This window comes from Halolamina salina (assembly GCF_054653455.1).
Genome location: NZ_BAAIGE010000002.1, coordinates 418,242 through 434,494 on the forward strand (window position 1 = coordinate 418,242; position 16,253 = coordinate 434,494).

Sequence of the window (16,253 nt, forward strand, 5' to 3'; positions counted from 1 at the left end):
GCGATCGACGGTCTCGACCCTATCCAGTAGTTAGCTCCCCGACCGCCGCCGAAGCCCCAGTGCCCCGAGAACGGCGACGATCGCGGCCGGCACGCCGAACCCGGGGCCGGTGGTCTCGGTCGTCGGTGCGACGGCGCGCACGTCGACCGCACGGTCGCCCGCGCCGACGCGGTACTCGCCCGCTGCCGGCAGTTCGACGGTCGCCGAGACCGTCGTACGCTCACCCGGGCCGAGCGTCACCGTCCGTGTCGCCACCGTCTCGCCGTCGCGGGTGAACGGGATCGTCGCGTTGCCCGGTGCCTGCCCGTCGTTCGTCACGGTCGCGGTCACGGTCGTCTCCTCGCCGGGCTCGACCGTCCGCGGTTCGACCGCGAGGTCGGTCACCGTCGGCGTCGCCGGCTCGCGGACCGCGACGCTGAACCGTTCGCCGGCGATCGAGACGGTGTAGCGTCCCGGCTCATCGAACTCGTGGGTCAGCGAGGCCGTCGTCTGTTCGCCGGGAGCGAGCGTCCCGTTCGCCGTCGCGACCGCGCGGTCGTCGACCCGGAGCGTGACCGCGTACTCGCCGGACGCGCCGCCGAGGTTCTCGACCGTCGTCCGCAGCGAGAGCGTCTCGCCGGCCGCCAGCGTGACCGGGGCGCCGAGCGTCGCGTTCCGGTACGGCCCGGTCGCGCGCACGTCGGTCGCGGGGTCGAAACCGACCCGCAGCAGCGCAGCGTCGCCGCCGAACGCCTCGCGGTGGGCGCTCCGGTTCCAGACCTCGAAGGTGTCGCTGGTCGTCGTGAGCCGTTCGGCGGTGGTGCGGGTGGACTCTCCCCCGGCGTTCCCGACGGCCGTGAGGATGTCCTCGTTGGTGACCGGGGAGGTTCGCTCGTTGAGTGCGGCGAGCACGCGCTGGAAGGTGGCGCCGCGGTCGGTCGCGACGCGGATCCGTCGGTCGATCTCGCCGGTCACCAGCGCTCCCTTCCAGTAGTTCGCGTGGTTCGCCCAGTCGGTCGGCTCCGCCAGCACCGAACTCGCCTGCGGGTCGTCGGCGCCGCGGTCGAGATACTCGGCGAAGCGGGCGAAGCTCACCCCCTCCTGTCGGTGGCTCAGCAGCGCGGCGTACCACGTCGCGCTGGCCTCCGTGAGCCATCGCCCGGAGTCGGCGGTCCGGAACGACTGCCGGGTGTGGACGTACTCGTGGAGCCACGCACTGCCGACGCTGTCGATCGGCTGGCTCGCGCGAACCCAGAAGTCGGTATCGCCGACCTGAACGCCCTGTGCCGCCCAGTTCACCCGGTCGGTGGGCGCCGCGACCGCGAACACGGTCGGGTCCCGGTCGCCCACGCGGAGCGCCTGCGAGGCGTTCCCGAGGCCGTCGAGGATCTCTTCGGGCGGGTCCGCGAGCGAGGCGGCCTCGGGCACGATCAGCCTGATCTCCTGCCCGGCGACCTCCCGCGTGTACGTCGCGTGAGGGCCGAGGAACGCCGTCGTCTCGCCGACGGCACCTTCGCCGTCGACACGGGTCGTGCGATCGATGCTGACCGAGTCCGTGCCGCGGTAGCGCCACTGGTAGCCGAGGTTGGGCTGCTGGACCAGCGCCCACTCGCCGGTGTCGGTGTAGAGATACGAGCCGTCGGCGGCCAGCGGGCCGTCGCGGTCGGCGGTCCGGTTGGCGGCCATCTCGTAGCGGAGTCGCGGCTCGGCGGTTTCGCCGTCCCACTCCCAGGTCCGTCCGTCGAGGCGGCTGAACCCTTCGGCGTCGGTGACGTTCGACTGCGGGTCGAGCGTGACCCTGAGCTCGGTCACCTCCGACGGGACCCCGAACGTCTGGACGACGCCGATCGACCCCGCGCGCTCCGGCGTGAGCGAGAGGACGGTGTCGACCGTGATCGTCGGCGACGCCGCGGGGCCGACGGCCGGTTCGGCGTCACGATCCGTACCCCACGTGCTCGCGTCGGCGTCGGCGGCCGTTACGGCGGCCGCTGGCTGCACACCGGCGAGCAAGAGAACGACCGCGACCGCGACGGCTCTGTGCACAGTACTGCTCGGTGCGGGGCCGACATAGTTCCCACGTCACCGGGTGGGAACCGGGCCGGCAGGGAGGGGGTCAGGCCACGTTGAAGCCTTTGTCGCGGAGGAAGTCCTCCACGCGACCGCTGTGGTTCCCCTGGAGTTCGATGGCGCCGTCCTCGACGGTGCCGCCACACGCGAACTTGGACTTCAGGTCCGAGGACAGGCTGTCCATGTCCACGTCTTTCGGATCGAACCCCTCGATGACCGTTACCTCCTTGCCGTACCTGCGCTCGTCGATGCGGATGCTGATCTGCTGGGACTCTTTCGCGACGTCCTCGCAGACGCAGAGTTCCTCAGGCAGCCCGCACGTCGAGCAGACTTCACCCATTACGGCCGAAAAGTAGCTGCCACAGCTACAAAACAGTATCGGGGCGCCGTTCGCGGGGCGAGACGCGGCGTCGGCGGCTAATCGCTATCCTCGTGGACCAGCTTGTGGACGTACGACCGCCCGGCCAGCCCGCCGAACAGCAGCTCTCGCGGGGTGAGCTTCCGGTCGAACCCGTCCTGACGGGCGATGTCCAGCCGCTCTTCGGTCGTCTGGAAGTAGTTCACGACCGTGAGGAACAGCACGCCGCCGACGGTGTTCCCGACCAGAACCGGAAACACGAACCAGAACAGCCCGCCGACGAACACGGGGTAGCCCGCGAACGCGAGGAACGCAAGCTCCGTGAAGGAGACGACCGAGTGGTACAGGTTCGCCAGCGGGATCGACAGGAAGGCGATGTAGACGACCGCGAGGCGCGTGAAGCTGTCCCGGACGGCGTACACGAGCCACACGACGCCCGCGACGATGAACCCCGCGAACGTCGCCTTGAAGAACAGCGGCCAGAACGCGGTATCCAGCCCCTTCTGTGAGAGCTTGATCGCCGCGTCCATCACCTCCGGGGAGAGGACGCCGGTCCGGGCGAGGATCAGCGCGCCGAACCCGCCGCCGACGAAGTTGCCGAAGATAACCATCCCCCAGATCTTGAACAGGCGGGGCAGGCTCATCAGGCGTTCCAGCACCAGCACCACCGGCGGCAGCGTGTTCTCGGTGTACAGTTGGTAGCCGCCGAGGATGATGAACACGAACCCGAGCGGGTACAGCAACGCGCTGAGTATCGGATGACTGTCGGTCGACGCGGTCAGCGACGCGAGCATCAGGAACGTGACGGTGATGGCGAACCCCGCCGCGAGGCTGCTGAAGAACAGCTCCCGTCCGCCCGTCGTGGCCTCCTCGTCGGCGGCGGCGATGATCCGCTGGAACACCTCGTGGGTCTCGAACTGGTCGCGAAGCACCGCCCCCGCCGCGGGCGCGCCGTGCTCGGACTGTTCGATCGCCTTCCGTACGGACTCCTCTTGGGCATCGCCGTCCGACATTGCGGGTGGCTACGCGACGGAGCAGGTAACTTCTGGGGTTATCGAACGCCGCTCACCACAGCCAGATCGACGAGACCAGTATCGACAGCCCGACGAGCGCGGTGATCGCGCCGACGATCTGCGTGGCGTCGATCTCCCACTCGTCGGCGACCTCGTCCTCGTTGCCCTCCTCCATCGCGGCCTTCCGGGCGGCCTGATAGGGGGCGAGGACGTGGATCCCCCCGGCGAGGAGCAGGAACAGCCCGGCGACCAGCGGCTGCCACGGTTCGTACGCCATTCGGCGGTGGTTCTCGGCGGTCGTGGAAATGGGTTCCGACGGCGGCGCTTCACGTCTCGCTTCGCTCGACGAGAAGAGCCTGGACCGGGAGTCGAACCCGGGAAGTCTCGATTACAAGTCGAGTGCATGAACCACCCATGCTCTCCAGGCGCGGCCGAGCCTACTCAGTCCTCCTTTGAGTGCGTGTCGTTTTCGGGTGCCTTCTCCATCTCGACGCGGTGGGGGCGGTAGCCGTGGCGCGCGTAGAACCGCCGGGCGGCCTCGTTGTCGGCGAGCACCTCCAGCGAGATCCGATCGACGCCAGCGTCGAGCAGGCGGCGCTCGGCGGCAGTCAGCAGGTCGCCGCCGACGCCGGTGCCGCGGTGGCTCGGCCGCACGTAGATGTTCTCGATCACGCCGCGATCGACGTCCTGCCGGAAGCCGCCGGTTTCGGGGGCGAACTCGACGAACCCCGCGAGGTCGCCCTCGGCGGTGCGGGCGACCAGCACCCCCTCGGTGACGATGGCGCGAGCCAGTCCCTCGCGGACCGACTCGCGGTTGGGCGCCGCCAGCAGATGCGAGCCGTGTGCGCGCTGGTCGCGCGCGAGATCCACCCACAGCTCCGCGATCCGGTCGGCGTCGTCCATCGTCGCCTGTTCGATCTCCATCCGTTCCCGTATGGGGTCGCCGGGAGGTAAGAGGTGTCGGCCGCGGCGACCGCGATCCACGCGGAGCAACTCCGAGCCCGTTGCTGATACGGGAGAGGGAAACGTTCAACCGCTATCCGGTCGACTACCCGCGCATGGATCCCGACGATATCGACCGGATCGCGGTGCTCGGCGCAGGGAACATGGGCCACGGCATCGCAGAGGTGGCCGCGCTGGCCGGCTACGACGTGACGATGCGGGACATCAACGAGGAGTTCGTCCAGAACGGCTACGAGCAGATCGAGTGGAGCCTCGAGAAGCTGGCCGAGAAAGACCAGATCAGTCAGGCCGACGCCGACGGCGCGCTCGACCGGGTCACGCCGGTCGTCGATCTCGACGCCGCAGTCGGGGACGCCGACGTGGTGATCGAGGCCGTCCCGGAGAAGATGGACATCAAGAAGGACGTGTACCGCGACGTAGCCGACCACGCGCCGCCGGAGGCCATCTTCGCGACCAACACCTCCAGCCTCTCGGTGACGGAGCTCTCGGAGGTCAGCGACCGGCCCGAGCAGTTCTGCGGGATGCACTTCTTCAACCCCCCCGTCCGGATGCAGCTGGTCGAGGTCATCTCCGGCGCCCACACCGCCGACGGGACGCTCGACACGATCGAGGCGCTCGCGGAGTCGCTGGGCAAGACGCCCGTCCGCGTCCGGAAGGACTCGCCGGGGTTCATCGTCAACCGCGTGCTCGTCCCGCTGATGAACGAGGCGGCGTGGATCGTCGAGGCCGACGACGCGACGATCGAGGAGGTCGACTCCACCACGAAGTACGATCTCGGTCTCCCGATGGGCTCGTTCGAGCTCGCCGATCAGGTCGGCATCGACGTGGGCTACCACGTCCTGGAGTACATGTATCAGGAGCTGGGCGACGCCTACCGGCCCTGCCCGCTGCTGGCGAACAAAGTCGAGACGGAGGAGCTCGGGAAGAAGACCGGCCGCGGCTTCTACGACTACGAAAACGGCGACGGCGCCCAGATCCCGACCGACGCCGGCCGCGAGGACATCCAGGAGCGTCTGCTCGCGGTGATGGCCAACGAGGTCGCGGGCCTCGTCGCCGAGGACGTCGCCGACCCCGAGGCGATCGACGAGGCGGTCAAGCTCGGCGCCGGCTTCCCCGACGGCCCGGCGAAGATGGCCGACGACTACGGGATCGAGCCGCTCGTGGAGACGCTCGACGAGCTATACGAGGCGACCGACGAACCCCGCTACGAGGCCGAGGAGTCGCTGCGCGAACTCGCCGAGTCGGGCGCGGGCTTCCACGGTCCCGCGGGCGACGGCGACGGCGGGACGGAGTACGAGGTGCTGAACGTCACCGTCGACGGCTACGTCGGCCACATCGAGATCGCCCGGCCCCACCGAATGAACACGATCAGCGAGGAGCTGCTCCACGAGCTCGACACCGCGATCGACGAGCTCGACGCTCACGAGGACGTGCGCTCGGTGCTGCTCACCGGCGAGGGCGACCGGGCGTTCTCCGCGGGCGCCGACGTGCAGTCGATGGCCGCCGGCGGCGGCGACCCGCTGCACGCGGTCGAACTCTCGAAGCTCGGACAGGAGACGTTCGGCAAGCTCGAGTCGCTGGACGCGCCGGTCGTCGCCGCCATCGACGGCTACTGCCTCGGCGGCGGGATGGAGCTCGCGACCTGTGCCGACCTCCGCGTCGCCAGCCGGCGCTCCGAACTCGGCCAGCCCGAACACAACCTCGGCCTGCTGCCGGGCTGGGGCGGCACCCAGCGCCTGCGCCACATCGTCGGCGAGGGCCGGGCGAAGGAGATCATCTTCACCGCCGAGCGCTACGACGCCGCGGAGCTCGAGGAGTACGGCTTCATCAACGAGCTCACGGAGGACGGCGAACTGCTCGACCGCGGCTGGGAGCTGGCCCGCGACCTTGCGGCCGGCCCCCCGATCGCCCAGCGCTACACCAAGCGCGCGATGCTCGCCGGCCGCGACGACACCGACGCCGGCCTCGAAGTCGAGAGTCAGGCGTTCGGCCACCTGATGAACACCGACGACCTGATGGAGGGCGTCACGGCGTTCATGGGCGACGGGGAGCCGGAGTTCGAAGGGAAGTAGGCCGAGATTTCTTCACTGATCCGGGCGAACTTTTCTTCGTGGGTCGACGGTACCGAAGCGGCTGGTGGCTCGAACAGAAGTACTGGGCAGAGGGGTGGACGCAGGCAGAGATAGCCGACGAATGTGGCGTGTCGCCACGCTGTATTCGGAAGTGGATGGAGAAGCGCAACCTCGACACCCGCGACCTCGCCGGCGAGAACCACCCGCAGTACGGTACTACGCGAACCGCCGAGACACGTGCGAAGATCTCCGACACGATGGAGAACCGAGAGGTGACCGAAGCACATCGCGAGCGAATCGCGGAAGCCCACGAGGGGCGGACGCTGCCGGAGGACGTCCGGGAGCGGATCTCCGAGTCGCTCTCAGGGCGATCACTTTCGAAGAGGACGCGGCGTCGGATGAGCGAGTCGACGACGGGGAGGGCGAATCCGAACTGGAAAGGTGGGTACAGCCGGCGGTACGGCGACGGCTGGTCGATCGCTCGCGAGTTCGTTCTCGACCGCGATGAGCGTTGCCAAGCCTGTGGACACGAGGGGACCGAACGCCCGCTGGACGTACACCACATCATCCCGGTTCGGTGCTTCCGCCGGGCCGACGACGCGGCACTCTCCGAGGCGCACGACCCCCGAAACCTCGTCGTTCTCTGCCGGCGATGCCACCCGAAAGCGGACAATGGGGAGCTTGAGTTCGAACCCGGCGTCGATCACCCGGAGTAACTGGGGGACGGCTATCGACTTTCGATGGGATTAAAAACTCACAGACACCACATTCGAATGCGCTCGGTTGGTGTAGTCCGGCCAATCATTTCGGCCTTTCGGCCGCGAAAGGAATCGGCCTACGCGGGAAGAGAGCCGATGACCGGGGTTCAAATCCCCGACCGAGCATTTCTCCGACGAACTCACCGACGAGCAGCGGCACGACGACCAGCGACCGCGAGCACTAATCGATACGGAACCGCAGGGAAACAGTGACCGCGCCGTCGGGGGACTGAGCGATCGAACGGGCTGCCTCTGACACATCCCGATGTCCCACGACGGTCAGCGGGGACTACTTCTCGATGACCGTGCCGCTGGCGCCGACCGCGATGTCCGTCTCGCCGCGGCGGACCGACTTCAGGTTCGCGCCGGTCGGCGTCGGCTCGCGGCGCCACTCGCCGTCGGTGTACTCGAACACCGCGCCGCCGCTGCCGACGGTGTAGCCGCCGTCGCCGCCGAGTTCGATGTCACGGAGCGAGGCGTCGCCGAGGTCGGTCGGCGTCCAGCCCGCGCCGTCCCAGCGGTGGACCATCGCGCCGCCGCCGGCCACGTCGACGCTGTCGCTCCCGTCGGAGTCGACGGCGTAGAAGTTGACGTTGGCGTTGGCGATGCCGATGTTCTCGTACACGCCGCCGTCGGCCGTCGCGAAGACGGTCTGGTTGCCGTCGACCGCGTGGCCGCTTCTCGGGCCGTGGAAGTCGATCGCCTCGATCGCCGAGCCCGATCCCGGCGTCACCTGATCCCACGTCCCGGTCGCCCCGTTCCCGAAGCTGCTGTAGATCTTCCCGGAGTCGCCGGCGATGTACACGTTCGCGTCGCCGGGCTCGCCGACGACGCTCACGTCGTTGAAGTTGTTCGTCACGTCGTTCGGCGCGGAGTGATCGACCATCGACCCCGTCAGCACGTCGTACTCGCCGATCGCGCCCGAGGCGCCGACGACCCAGAGCCGCTCGCCGCCGTCGGTCGTCGCGGCGCCGTAGAGATCGTTCCCGTTCCCCGTCGGGCCGCCGTCGACGACTCGGGTCCAGCCCTCGGCGGTCCGTTGCAGCACGTCGCCGCCGCCGCCGACCGCGAACGCGCCCGCGGCCGTTTCGACGACGGCGTGCAGCGTTCGGTCGGTCGGGGTTTCGGCGGTCGCCCACCCGTCGGCGGCGGCCACCGTTCCGGTACTTCCGAGCAGCCCGCCGGCTGCGAGGAGGGCGCCGGTCGTCTTCAGCACGCTGCGTCTCGTTCCGTGCGTTGCGGGGGAGTCGGTCATCTTGGATACCTCCGGCGGTAGTCGGACATAGGGGGTCGAACCCCTTTACCTCGATTCTCGGCGCGTTTCGGGGCTGCCGAGCACGATTTCGCTCCCCGGGTTTCTGCTCAGGGTCTGACGATCCGTGCAGCCCCTGATCGACTCGCCGCGAACGGACAACCATTAATCACAGAAACGCGGATGTCCCTGCGAATGGCTCACCCGACCGTTCGTCGGCTCGTCTCACAGCTCCGCGCTGTCGCCGTCGTGAGCCGGCTGTCCGCGACGGTCGGCTACAACGTCGCGTCGGTGCTGCTCGCGGTCGGCCTCGGCGTCCGCGTCGGCGGCTGGCCGGGGGTGACGGCCCGCTGGGTCGCCGTCGGCTACGCCGCGGCGACGATGGCGGCGAAGTTTCAGGCGTCGGTCGCAGACGCCATCCACGACCGCGCGGTCGACGCCACGAACCCCGGGAAGGACGTGATCGCGGCGGCGGTCGGGCGCCTCGGCGTCGGTCGCGCGTGGTGGCTGCTCGGCGGCTACCTCGTGGCGGCGCTGGCGCTGTACGCCGCCGTCGCCGCCGTCGCCGGCTGGTGGGTGTTCCTCGCGGGCGTCGCAGTGATCGTACTCGGCTTCACCTACTCCTACCCGCCGCGGTTCAAGGAGCGGGGAGTCTGGAACCACGTCGTCACGACCGGCGTCGACGCCGGACTCCTTGTGTTGCCCGTCGCGGTGCTGACCGCGGGCCGGCTCGCGCCGGCGATCCTCGTCGCCGTCGGCGTCGTCGCCTGCTACAGCTTCGGCTACCACGTCCTCCACCAGGCGGCCGACGTACACTTCGACCGACAGGCCGGCGTCGAGACGTTCGCGACCGCGCTCGGCGTGGCCGCCACCGTCGCGGTTGGGGCCATCGCGACCGCCGCGGCGGCGGGGTTCTCGCTCGCGCTCGGCTACCCGATCGCCGCGGCCGCCCTCGGCGGCGTGACGGCGTTCTACGTCGATCTGTACTACTCGGTGGCGGGCGCGAACCCGAAGTCGGCCTCCCGGACGCTCACCGAGCGGTTCAACATCGCGTGGGTCGCGACGGCCGCAAACGGCGCGCTCGCGGTGTCGGTCTGGTGGCACGTCCTCGGGATCGGGCTGCTCTGAGCCGTGACGCAGCGGAAACCGATTTACGGTCGCGTTCCCAGCATCGGGTATGGATACTGACGGCGTCGACGGACAGCGCGTCCGGGACGTCCTTCGCAAGCGCGGCGACGTGCTCGCCGCCCTCTCGACCGACCGGCTCGACAAGCGCGAACTGGGCGAGAGCGTCGGGGTCTCCCGTTCGACCGTGGACCGGGCGATCGCCGAACTCGTCGAGACGGGGCTGGTCAGGCGGGTCGACGGCGGCTTCGAGGCGACTCACGCCGGACAGCTCGCGCTCGAAACCCACCGGGCGTACTGCGACACGACCGACACGCTCGGCGCCGCGGAGCCGCTGCTCGCCGCCATCCCCGACGACGTGCCCGTGAGCACGGAGATCCTCGACGGCGGCACGGTGACCTACGCCGACCCGGCGCTGCCGGAGGCGGCGCTGGCGGAGGTGCTCTCCCGGCTGCCCGAGGCCGAGACGCTCCGCGGGTTCGCCCCGGTCGTGAAGACGAACTACGTCTCGATGCTCGAGGACGCCGTCGTCGATCAGGGGCTCTCCGTCGAGATCGTCGTGACGGCGGAGACGGTCGACTCGCTGGGCGGGGGAATCCCCACGGGGACGGAGGTCGCCGAGTTCTTCGCGACCGACGCCGTCGACGTGTTCGTCACCGACGAGACGCTGCCGTACGCGCTCTGGCTGCTGAACGGGCCGGCGCTCGAACACGCGGGGATCACCGTCCACGAGGGCGGCGCGGTCGTCGGCGTGCTCAGCAACGATCGCCCGGAGGCGGTCGCGAACTACCGCGACCAGTACGAGTCGATCCGCGGGCGGGCGACGCCGCTCGACGCCGACGCGCTGGAGTAGCCCCCGGCCGACAGTACCCTTTTTCTCGTCGCACGACGCCGTCGTCGACGTGAACACGCCACCCCCGCGCCGGCTCGGTCTCGCCCTCCTCGGAATCGCACTGTTCGCCGTCCTGCTGTGGCTGAACCCCTCGCTCCCGGACGCCGCCGCGTTCGCCCTCGTCTCGGTGCCGCTCGCGCTCTGCTGGTACGGCCTCACGAGCCGTTCGGCGCTCTCGGTCGCCCTCCAGGCCGGCGCCATCGCGGCCGGCCTCACCCTCGCGTCGTGGGCGAGGGGGCTGCCCTAACGGAACGCCTCGTAGCTGGCTTCGAGGTCGATCATCGGTTCGGGGTAGTCCTCGCCCAGCACGACGCCGTAGGCCGCCTGCTCCTCGCGGTCCATCTCCCACGGCTCGTGGACGTAGGCGGGCGGAAGCCCCCGAAGTTCCGGCAGCCAGTGGCGGACGTACTCGCCGTCCTCGTCGTAGTTGCGGGCCTGTTCCACGATGTCGAAGTAGCTGTTCCGGCTGTCGTTGCCGACGCCGGCGACGTACGCCCAGTTCCCGTAGTTCGAGCCGGGGTCGTAGTCGACCAGCTTGGTCTCGAAGTAGGCCGCGCCGCGGCGCCAGTCGATCCGGAGGCTGTTGGCGAGGAAGGAGGCGACGTTCTGCCGGCCGCGGTTGCTCATGTACCCCGTCTCGTTCAGTTCGCGCACGTTGGCGTCGACGAACGGCACCCCCGTCTCGCCGCGTTTCCAGCGCTCGAACCGCTCCCGGGCCGTCGGATCGCTCCCGGGGTCGGCCCAGTCGATATCCTCGCGCTCCCTGATCCCGTCGCGGGCGAAGAACTGCCCGCCGTGTTTGGCGGTCTGAAACGCCATGAAGTCGCGCCAGCGGAGTTCGAACAGGAGCCAGTACGTCGAGTCGTTCGACACCCGCTCGTCCTCGTAGCGATCGACGGCGCGTTTCACGTACCGCGGGGAGAGACAGCCCGCCGCCAGCCACGGCGAGAGCTTCGAGGAGTACTCCGCCCCCAACAGCCCGTTCCTCGTCCACTTGTACTCCCGGAGGTGGTCGCCCTCCCAGACGTACGCTTCGAGTCGGTCCAGCCCGGCAGTCTCCCCGCCCTCGAACGCGAGCACCCCGCGGTCGTCGTACGAGGGGCGGTCGAGGCCGAGTTCGTCGAGCGTCGGGAACGAGCCGGGGTCGCCGCCGAGCCGGCCGAGATCGGGCGGCTCGGGCAGCTCCGGCTCCGGAACCGGCTCCCGGACCCGGCTGTCGCGCTCGACGGACTGCCGGAACGGGGTGAACGTGTCGTCGATGCCGTCGATCCCCGCCGGCAGGTCGGCGACGTGGTGGAGCGTGTACGTCCAGTGGCTCTGGGTCCGCACGCCCGCGTCGGCCAGCGCGCTCACGACGGCGCGCGCGGCGGCGCGCTCCTCCGGCGCGGGGAGCGCTTGGTAGTGGACGGCGTCGGCGTCGACCGCCGCGGCGACCTCGGGCAACACGTCCGCGGGCCGCCCTTCCCGGACGAGCAGCGTCGAGCCGGCGTCCGCAAGCGACTCCCGGAGATCCGCCGCCGTCTCCCGCTGGAACCGGGCGCGGTACCGCCCGGTCTTCTCGAAGTCGAAGGAGTGCCGGCCGCCGTAGGCCTGCTCGCCGTACTCCCGGGGATCGACGACGGCGACCGGCAGGAGTTCGTCGGCCGCGGCGGCGGCGTCGAGGGCGGCGTTGTCGTGCAGGCGGGCGTCGTTGCGGACCCACCAGAGGGCCGTCTCCATGCCGGCCGTGGGGTCGGCGGCCGCTTTGCAGTTCGGGTAGCGGGCCGCCGGGGCGAGCCGAGAGGCCTATCCACCTCCGCCGCCCAGCCCCGGTATGGGTCTCGACGACCTCCCGGAGTCCTGGACGGTCTGGACCGAGCAGCGGGACGGCCGGGTCATCCTCGCCTACCGTCCGGACGTGTTCGACGCCGACGCGTTCCCGGCGCCGTGTCTGCCGACGATCTACGTCACCAACGGCTCGCGGGCGGACCGCCCCGGCGCGGGCCAGTACGCTACCGAGGAGTGGCACGCGACGCTGTTCGCGGAGCCGGAGATCGAACTGACGAACGAGACGCGGGAGAGCCGGGCGGCGGCCGTCGATGCCGCGGTCGACGTGGCCGAGCGGTTCGCGAACGGCGAGATCGACTACCGCGCGGCGTACCAGCAGCCCCGGGAGGCGTACCTCGCGGAGTTGGACGAGCGCACCGGGCGAGCGGACTGAAACCGGATCGGGGGGCCGGGCGAGAGCCTTAACCCCGCCGCGGAGCTACGTCCGCCCATGACCACCGTTACGCTCGTCGGCGCCCGGCTCGCCGAACCGGGACAGGAGTTCGTTTATCAGGGGGAGGCCTCGGGCTGTGAGGGCTGTCCCTACCGGAGCCAGTGTCTCAACATCGAGGCCGGCACCCGCTACGAGGTCGTCGACGTGCGGGAGAACACGCAGGTGCTCGATTGTGCGGTCCACGACGAGGGCGTCCGGGCGGTCGAGGTCGAGCCTACCTCGGTCCCCGCGAACGTCCCCTCGAAGTCCGCGTACTCGGGGAGCAAGGCGAAGCTGGCGGGGGAGTGCCCCCACTCGGAGTGTCCCTCGCACCCGTTGTGTGTGCCGCTGGGGGCTGATTTCGACGAGGAGTACCAGATCGAGGCGGTCGAGGGCGAGCCGCCCCACGAGACGTGTCAGTTGGATCGTGATCTGACGCAGGTGGAGTTGGCGCCGTCTGAGTAGTTCTACGGTTTCTGCGGCGGTTCTGTCGTTGCCGATGCTCCCTCCTGTGAGGTCGTTTGGGACGGTTCGCGTACCGCGTATTTCGCTGTTTCTACCGTGAACACGACCGCGGAGTGAGCATGACCACTTGCGACCGCGCCGCACAGCCCTCGAACCTCCCCAGCCGACTCGCTCGCATACGCTCGCTCGTCCCTCGCGCGCTCGTTCGCGCCGTCGCGTTCACGTCGCGTGCCACCGGCGGCAGCGGTGGCGGTGGACGCCTCGCCGGCGCCAATCACGGCGCCGGCGGGGGGAGGGGTGGGGATTCGGTGCTGCGCCGGACCTCGTGTCCGGCGCACGGCGGTCGCAAGTGGTCAAGCATCGAGCTGCTGTCGCTGTCGCGGTTACTTCTTCACTCAACAACGACCGAGATTCCACCGTAGCGACTGACGAGGGCCCCGAAAACGTAGACTGCCGACTTACTCCAGCACCACGAGCACGTCGCCCATATCGACGCTCTCGCCCTCCTCGACCAGCACCTGCGACACCGTGCCGCCGCGCTCGGCGTCGATGTCGTTCTCCATCTTCATCGCTTCGAGCACCGCGACGGTGTCGCCCGGCGCGACCTCGTCGCCGACCTCCACGTCGACCGACAGCACCGTCCCCTGCATGTCGACGGCGACGGACTCGCCGCCCTCGGGGACGTCGGGCGTCTCGCCGCCGCTGGAACCGCCGTCGTCGCTGCTGCCGCCGCTGCTGCCGCCGGCGCCAGAGGGACGACTCCCACCGCCGCTACTGCTCGTCTCGGGCGTCGGGATCGCGGGCGCGCCCTCCTCCTCGAGGTTCACCTCGAAGCGCTTGCCGTTGACCTCGACGGTGAACTCCCGCGTGGTGGTCTCGCTCTCCTCGCCCTCGTCGCCGGTGGACTCGGTGCCCCACTTCTCGACGGCCTCCTCGATGCGGGCGTGGTCGAGTTCGTTGTCAAGGTACTTCGTGGTGTGTGTACCGTTGACGAACGCCTCGTCGTCGAGCATCAGCCGGTGGAACGGGCCGATGGTGGTCACGCCCTCGATGTCGTACTCGCCGAACGCCCGCTTCGAGCGCGCGATGCACTCCTCGCGGTCGCTCGCGTGGACGATCAGCTTCGCGATCATCGAGTCGTAGTCGGTCACCAGCTCGTCGCCCTCCGAGAGCGCGTCGTCGACGCGGACGCCGATGCCGTCCGGCGTGTCGTACGTCTCGAGGGTGCCGCCGCTTGCGGGCTGGAACTCCTCGTCGGCGTGCTCGGCGTTGATCCGGAACTCGATCGCGTGGCCCGAGAGGTCCACGTCCTCCTGCTCGAAGGTGAGTTCCTCGCCGGCGGCGACCCGGAGCTGCCACTTCACGATGTCGATGCCCGTCAGCTCCTCGGTGACGGTGTGCTCGACCTGAATCCGGGTGTTGACCTCGAGGAAGTAGAAGTTCGCGTCCGGGCCGAGCAGCTCACCGCTCTCGGCGTCGCGGTCCTCCTCCTCGACGAGGAACTCGAACGTCCCGGCGTTGTAGTAGCCGGCGGCGTCGGCGCCGCGGCGGGCGGCCGCGCCGATCTCCTCGCGAAGCTCCTCGGTCAGTGCGGGGCTCGGCCCCTCCTCGATCACCTTCTGGTGGCGGCGCTGGAGCGAGCAGTCACGCTCGCCGAGGTGGCGCACGTTGCCGTGCTCGTCGGCGAGGATCTGCACCTCGATGTGCCGGGGGTTCTCGAGGTAGCGCTCGAGATAGACGTTGGCGTTGTCGAAGTACGCCTCGCCCTCGCGTTTGGCGCTCTCGAACTGGTCCTCGGCCTCCTCCGGCCCCTCGACGATCTTCATCCCGCGGCCGCCGCCGCCACCCTCGGCCTTGATCGCGACGGGGTAGCCGTGCTCCTCGCCGAACGCCTTGACCTCCTCGGCGCTCTCGGCAGGCTCGGTCGTCCCGGGGACGATCGGCACGTCGGCCTTCCGCATCGTCTGGCGGGCCTTGGTCTTCTCCCCGAGCTGCTCCATCGCGTCCGCCGCGGGGCCGACCCACGTGATGTCGTCGTGGGCCTCGACCTTGCCGGCGAACTCGGCGTTCTCCGCGAGGAAGCCGTAGCCGGGGTGGATCGCGTCGGCGCCGGCCTTCTCCGCGGCCTCGATCACGGCCTCGTGGTCGAGGTAGGAGTCGGCCGCGCGGGCGGGGCCGACGTTGTACGCCTCGTCGGCGTGGCGGACGTGGCCGCCGTGTTTGTCGGCCTCGGAGTACACCGCGACGGTGTCGACGCCCAGTTCCTCGCAGGCGCGCATGACTCGGACCGCGATCTCACCGCGGTTCGCGACGAGCACCTTGTCGAACATTCTTGGAGGGGGTTCTCGCAGGTCCGACGTGATTCTGTCGGTCCGGACCGAGCGTCAGTGGTCGTGCCCGTCGGCGCCGCCTTCCCCGTGTTCGTGCTTCTCGTCGCCGTGTTCGTCCTCCCCGTCGGCGTGTTCGTGCCCGTCGCCGTCGTGTTCGTGGGTGCCACCCTCCTCGTCCCGGCTCGCCAGCCCCGCGAGGTGGCCGGCGGTCGAGACGATCAGCTCCGCGCCCAGCGCGGCGGCGTTCTCGCTCCCGGGCAGGCAGAACACGGGGACGCCGTCGGCGACGCCGGCGGTCGCCCGCGTCGCGACGACCATCGTGCCGATCTCCTCGTAGGAGCGCCGCCGGAACAGCTCGCCGAACCCCGGCAGCTCCTTCGCGAGCAGCGGTTCGACGGCCTCGACGGTCACGTCGTCGGGCGTGACGCCGGTGCCGCCGGTCGTGACCACGGCGTCGGTGTCGTCGCGGTCGACGAACCGCTCGACGGTGGCCTGCACTTTGTCGTAGTCGTCCGGCACCAGATCGCGGGTCGTGATCCCGTGGCCGGCGCTCTCTAAGGCGTCGGCGATCTGGTCGCCGGCGGGGTCCTCGTCGAGGCTGCGCGAGGAGGAGACGGTGAGCACCGCGACGCCGAGGTGGTCGCGGTCGTGGTGGTGGTGGTCGTCGGTTCCCGGATCGTCGTGGGCGTGTCCGTGATCGTCGCTCATGGCTGGGCCTCCGACCGGGGGACACAAAACTC

Annotated in this window: 15 protein-coding genes, 2 tRNA genes and 1 pseudogene; 8 read left to right on the top strand and 10 right to left on the bottom strand. The window is 69.8% G+C overall.

What is annotated here, in order from left to right:
- Window positions 1-30: 30 nt before the first annotated feature.
- The 6 genes and pseudogenes from ACYQZ5_RS02730 to ACYQZ5_RS02755 form a co-directional block, all read right to left on the bottom strand.
- The gene (locus tag ACYQZ5_RS02730; RefSeq protein WP_379818324.1) at window positions 31-2,022 is read right to left on the bottom strand and encodes a CARDB domain-containing protein; all 1,992 of its coding nucleotides are present in this window, start codon (window positions 2,020-2,022) and stop codon (window positions 31-33) included.
- 70 nt (window positions 2,023-2,092) lie between these two features.
- Window positions 2,093-2,386, bottom strand: coding sequence for a stress response translation initiation inhibitor YciH (yciH, locus tag ACYQZ5_RS02735; protein WP_053948808.1), 294 nt, complete (start codon window positions 2,384-2,386; stop codon window positions 2,093-2,095).
- Window positions 2,387-2,493: 107 nt separating this feature from the next.
- Window positions 2,494-3,417, bottom strand: a pseudogene (locus tag ACYQZ5_RS02740) (formate/nitrite transporter family protein); the annotation flags it as partial.
- A 52-nt stretch (window positions 3,418-3,469) separates the two neighbouring features.
- Window positions 3,470-3,694, bottom strand: a complete 225-nt coding sequence (locus tag ACYQZ5_RS02745) for a hypothetical protein (RefSeq protein WP_379731720.1) — start codon at window positions 3,692-3,694, stop codon at window positions 3,470-3,472.
- Window positions 3,695-3,770: 76 nt separating this feature from the next.
- A tRNA-Thr gene (locus ACYQZ5_RS02750) sits at window positions 3,771-3,844 on the bottom strand.
- A gap of 14 nt (window positions 3,845-3,858) precedes the next feature.
- Window positions 3,859-4,341, bottom strand: coding sequence for a GNAT family N-acetyltransferase (locus ACYQZ5_RS02755; protein WP_379731719.1), 483 nt, complete (start codon window positions 4,339-4,341; stop codon window positions 3,859-3,861).
- Between the two features lie 134 nt (window positions 4,342-4,475).
- Between ACYQZ5_RS02755 and ACYQZ5_RS02760 the strand changes: the two genes are divergently transcribed.
- From ACYQZ5_RS02760 to ACYQZ5_RS02770, 3 genes are all read left to right on the top strand, one after another.
- Window positions 4,476-6,452, top strand: coding sequence for a 3-hydroxyacyl-CoA dehydrogenase/enoyl-CoA hydratase family protein (locus tag ACYQZ5_RS02760; RefSeq protein ID WP_379818325.1), 1,977 nt, complete (start codon window positions 4,476-4,478; stop codon window positions 6,450-6,452).
- A gap of 38 nt (window positions 6,453-6,490) precedes the next feature.
- The gene (locus tag ACYQZ5_RS02765) at window positions 6,491-7,168 is read left to right on the top strand and encodes an NUMOD3 domain-containing DNA-binding protein (protein WP_379732663.1); all 678 of its coding nucleotides are present in this window, start codon (window positions 6,491-6,493) and stop codon (window positions 7,166-7,168) included.
- A gap of 61 nt (window positions 7,169-7,229) precedes the next feature.
- A tRNA-Glu gene (locus ACYQZ5_RS02770) sits at window positions 7,230-7,336 on the top strand.
- A gap of 163 nt (window positions 7,337-7,499) precedes the next feature.
- On the opposite strand, the gene ACYQZ5_RS02775 is transcribed toward ACYQZ5_RS02770, so the two are convergent.
- Window positions 7,500-8,465, bottom strand: a complete 966-nt coding sequence (locus ACYQZ5_RS02775) for a WD40/YVTN/BNR-like repeat-containing protein (protein WP_379818326.1) — start codon at window positions 8,463-8,465, stop codon at window positions 7,500-7,502.
- Window positions 8,466-8,657: 192 nt separating this feature from the next.
- On the opposite strand from ACYQZ5_RS02775, the gene ACYQZ5_RS02780 reads away from it, so the two are divergent.
- The 3 genes from ACYQZ5_RS02780 to ACYQZ5_RS02790 are packed head-to-tail and all read left to right on the top strand — an operon-like array spanning window position 8,658 to window position 10,726.
- Window positions 8,658-9,590 (top strand): UbiA family prenyltransferase, encoded by a 933-nt coding sequence (locus ACYQZ5_RS02780; protein WP_459845073.1) that lies wholly within the window; start codon window positions 8,658-8,660, stop codon window positions 9,588-9,590.
- A gap of 49 nt (window positions 9,591-9,639) precedes the next feature.
- Window positions 9,640-10,440: a helix-turn-helix transcriptional regulator gene (locus tag ACYQZ5_RS02785; RefSeq protein WP_379732508.1), complete on the top strand. Its 801-nt coding sequence runs from the start codon at window positions 9,640-9,642 to the stop codon at window positions 10,438-10,440.
- A 49-nt stretch (window positions 10,441-10,489) separates the two neighbouring features.
- Window positions 10,490-10,726 carry a hypothetical protein gene (locus ACYQZ5_RS02790; protein WP_379732507.1) on the top strand — a complete coding sequence of 79 codons (237 nt, stop codon included), beginning with the start codon at window positions 10,490-10,492 and terminating at the stop codon, window positions 10,724-10,726.
- Here ACYQZ5_RS02790 and ACYQZ5_RS02795 read toward each other — a convergent pair.
- Window positions 10,723-12,198: a DASH family cryptochrome gene (locus ACYQZ5_RS02795; protein ID WP_459845075.1), complete on the bottom strand. Its 1,476-nt coding sequence runs from the start codon at window positions 12,196-12,198 to the stop codon at window positions 10,723-10,725. The genes ACYQZ5_RS02790 and ACYQZ5_RS02795 overlap by 4 nt on opposite strands.
- A gap of 94 nt (window positions 12,199-12,292) precedes the next feature.
- Here ACYQZ5_RS02795 and ACYQZ5_RS02800 point away from each other — a divergent pair, with 94 nt between their 5' ends.
- Together ACYQZ5_RS02800 and ACYQZ5_RS02805 are read left to right on the top strand one after the other, a co-directional pair.
- Window positions 12,293-12,679 (top strand): DUF5820 family protein, encoded by a 387-nt coding sequence (locus ACYQZ5_RS02800; RefSeq protein ID WP_379732895.1) that lies wholly within the window; start codon window positions 12,293-12,295, stop codon window positions 12,677-12,679.
- A gap of 57 nt (window positions 12,680-12,736) precedes the next feature.
- Window positions 12,737-13,183: a UPF0179 family protein gene (locus tag ACYQZ5_RS02805; RefSeq protein ID WP_379732897.1), complete on the top strand. Its 447-nt coding sequence runs from the start codon at window positions 12,737-12,739 to the stop codon at window positions 13,181-13,183.
- 458 nt (window positions 13,184-13,641) lie between these two features.
- On the opposite strand, the gene ACYQZ5_RS02810 is transcribed toward ACYQZ5_RS02805, so the two are convergent.
- The gene (locus ACYQZ5_RS02810; RefSeq protein WP_379732505.1) at window positions 13,642-15,513 is read right to left on the bottom strand and encodes an acetyl-CoA carboxylase biotin carboxylase subunit; all 1,872 of its coding nucleotides are present in this window, start codon (window positions 15,511-15,513) and stop codon (window positions 13,642-13,644) included.
- A gap of 54 nt (window positions 15,514-15,567) precedes the next feature.
- Window positions 15,568-16,221: a MogA/MoaB family molybdenum cofactor biosynthesis protein gene (locus ACYQZ5_RS02815; protein WP_459845078.1), complete on the bottom strand. Its 654-nt coding sequence runs from the start codon at window positions 16,219-16,221 to the stop codon at window positions 15,568-15,570.
- Window positions 16,222-16,253 lie beyond the last annotated feature (32 nt).

Coding starts and splice junctions, on each gene's coding strand:
- ACYQZ5_RS02795 (WP_459845075.1), bottom strand. CDS start 12,198: ATGGAGACGGCCCTCTGGTGGGTCCGCAACGACGCCCGCCTGCACGAC.
- ACYQZ5_RS02755 (WP_379731719.1), bottom strand. CDS start 4,341: ATGGAGATCGAACAGGCGACGATGGACGACGCCGACCGGATCGCGGAG.
- ACYQZ5_RS02780 (WP_459845073.1), top strand. CDS start 8,658: ATGGCTCACCCGACCGTTCGTCGGCTCGTCTCACAGCTCCGCGCTGTC.
- ACYQZ5_RS02785 (WP_379732508.1), top strand. CDS start 9,640: ATGGATACTGACGGCGTCGACGGACAGCGCGTCCGGGACGTCCTTCGC.
- ACYQZ5_RS02800 (WP_379732895.1), top strand. CDS start 12,293: ATGGGTCTCGACGACCTCCCGGAGTCCTGGACGGTCTGGACCGAGCAG.
- ACYQZ5_RS02760 (WP_379818325.1), top strand. CDS start 4,476: ATGGATCCCGACGATATCGACCGGATCGCGGTGCTCGGCGCAGGGAAC.
- ACYQZ5_RS02745 (WP_379731720.1), bottom strand. CDS start 3,694: ATGGCGTACGAACCGTGGCAGCCGCTGGTCGCCGGGCTGTTCCTGCTC.
- ACYQZ5_RS02810 (WP_379732505.1), bottom strand. CDS start 15,513: ATGTTCGACAAGGTGCTCGTCGCGAACCGCGGTGAGATCGCGGTCCGA.
- ACYQZ5_RS02815 (WP_459845078.1), bottom strand. CDS start 16,221: ATGAGCGACGATCACGGACACGCCCACGACGATCCGGGAACCGACGAC.
- yciH (WP_053948808.1), bottom strand. CDS start 2,386: ATGGGTGAAGTCTGCTCGACGTGCGGGCTGCCTGAGGAACTCTGCGTC.
- ACYQZ5_RS02805 (WP_379732897.1), top strand. CDS start 12,737: ATGACCACCGTTACGCTCGTCGGCGCCCGGCTCGCCGAACCGGGACAG.
- ACYQZ5_RS02775 (WP_379818326.1), bottom strand. CDS start 8,465: ATGACCGACTCCCCCGCAACGCACGGAACGAGACGCAGCGTGCTGAAG.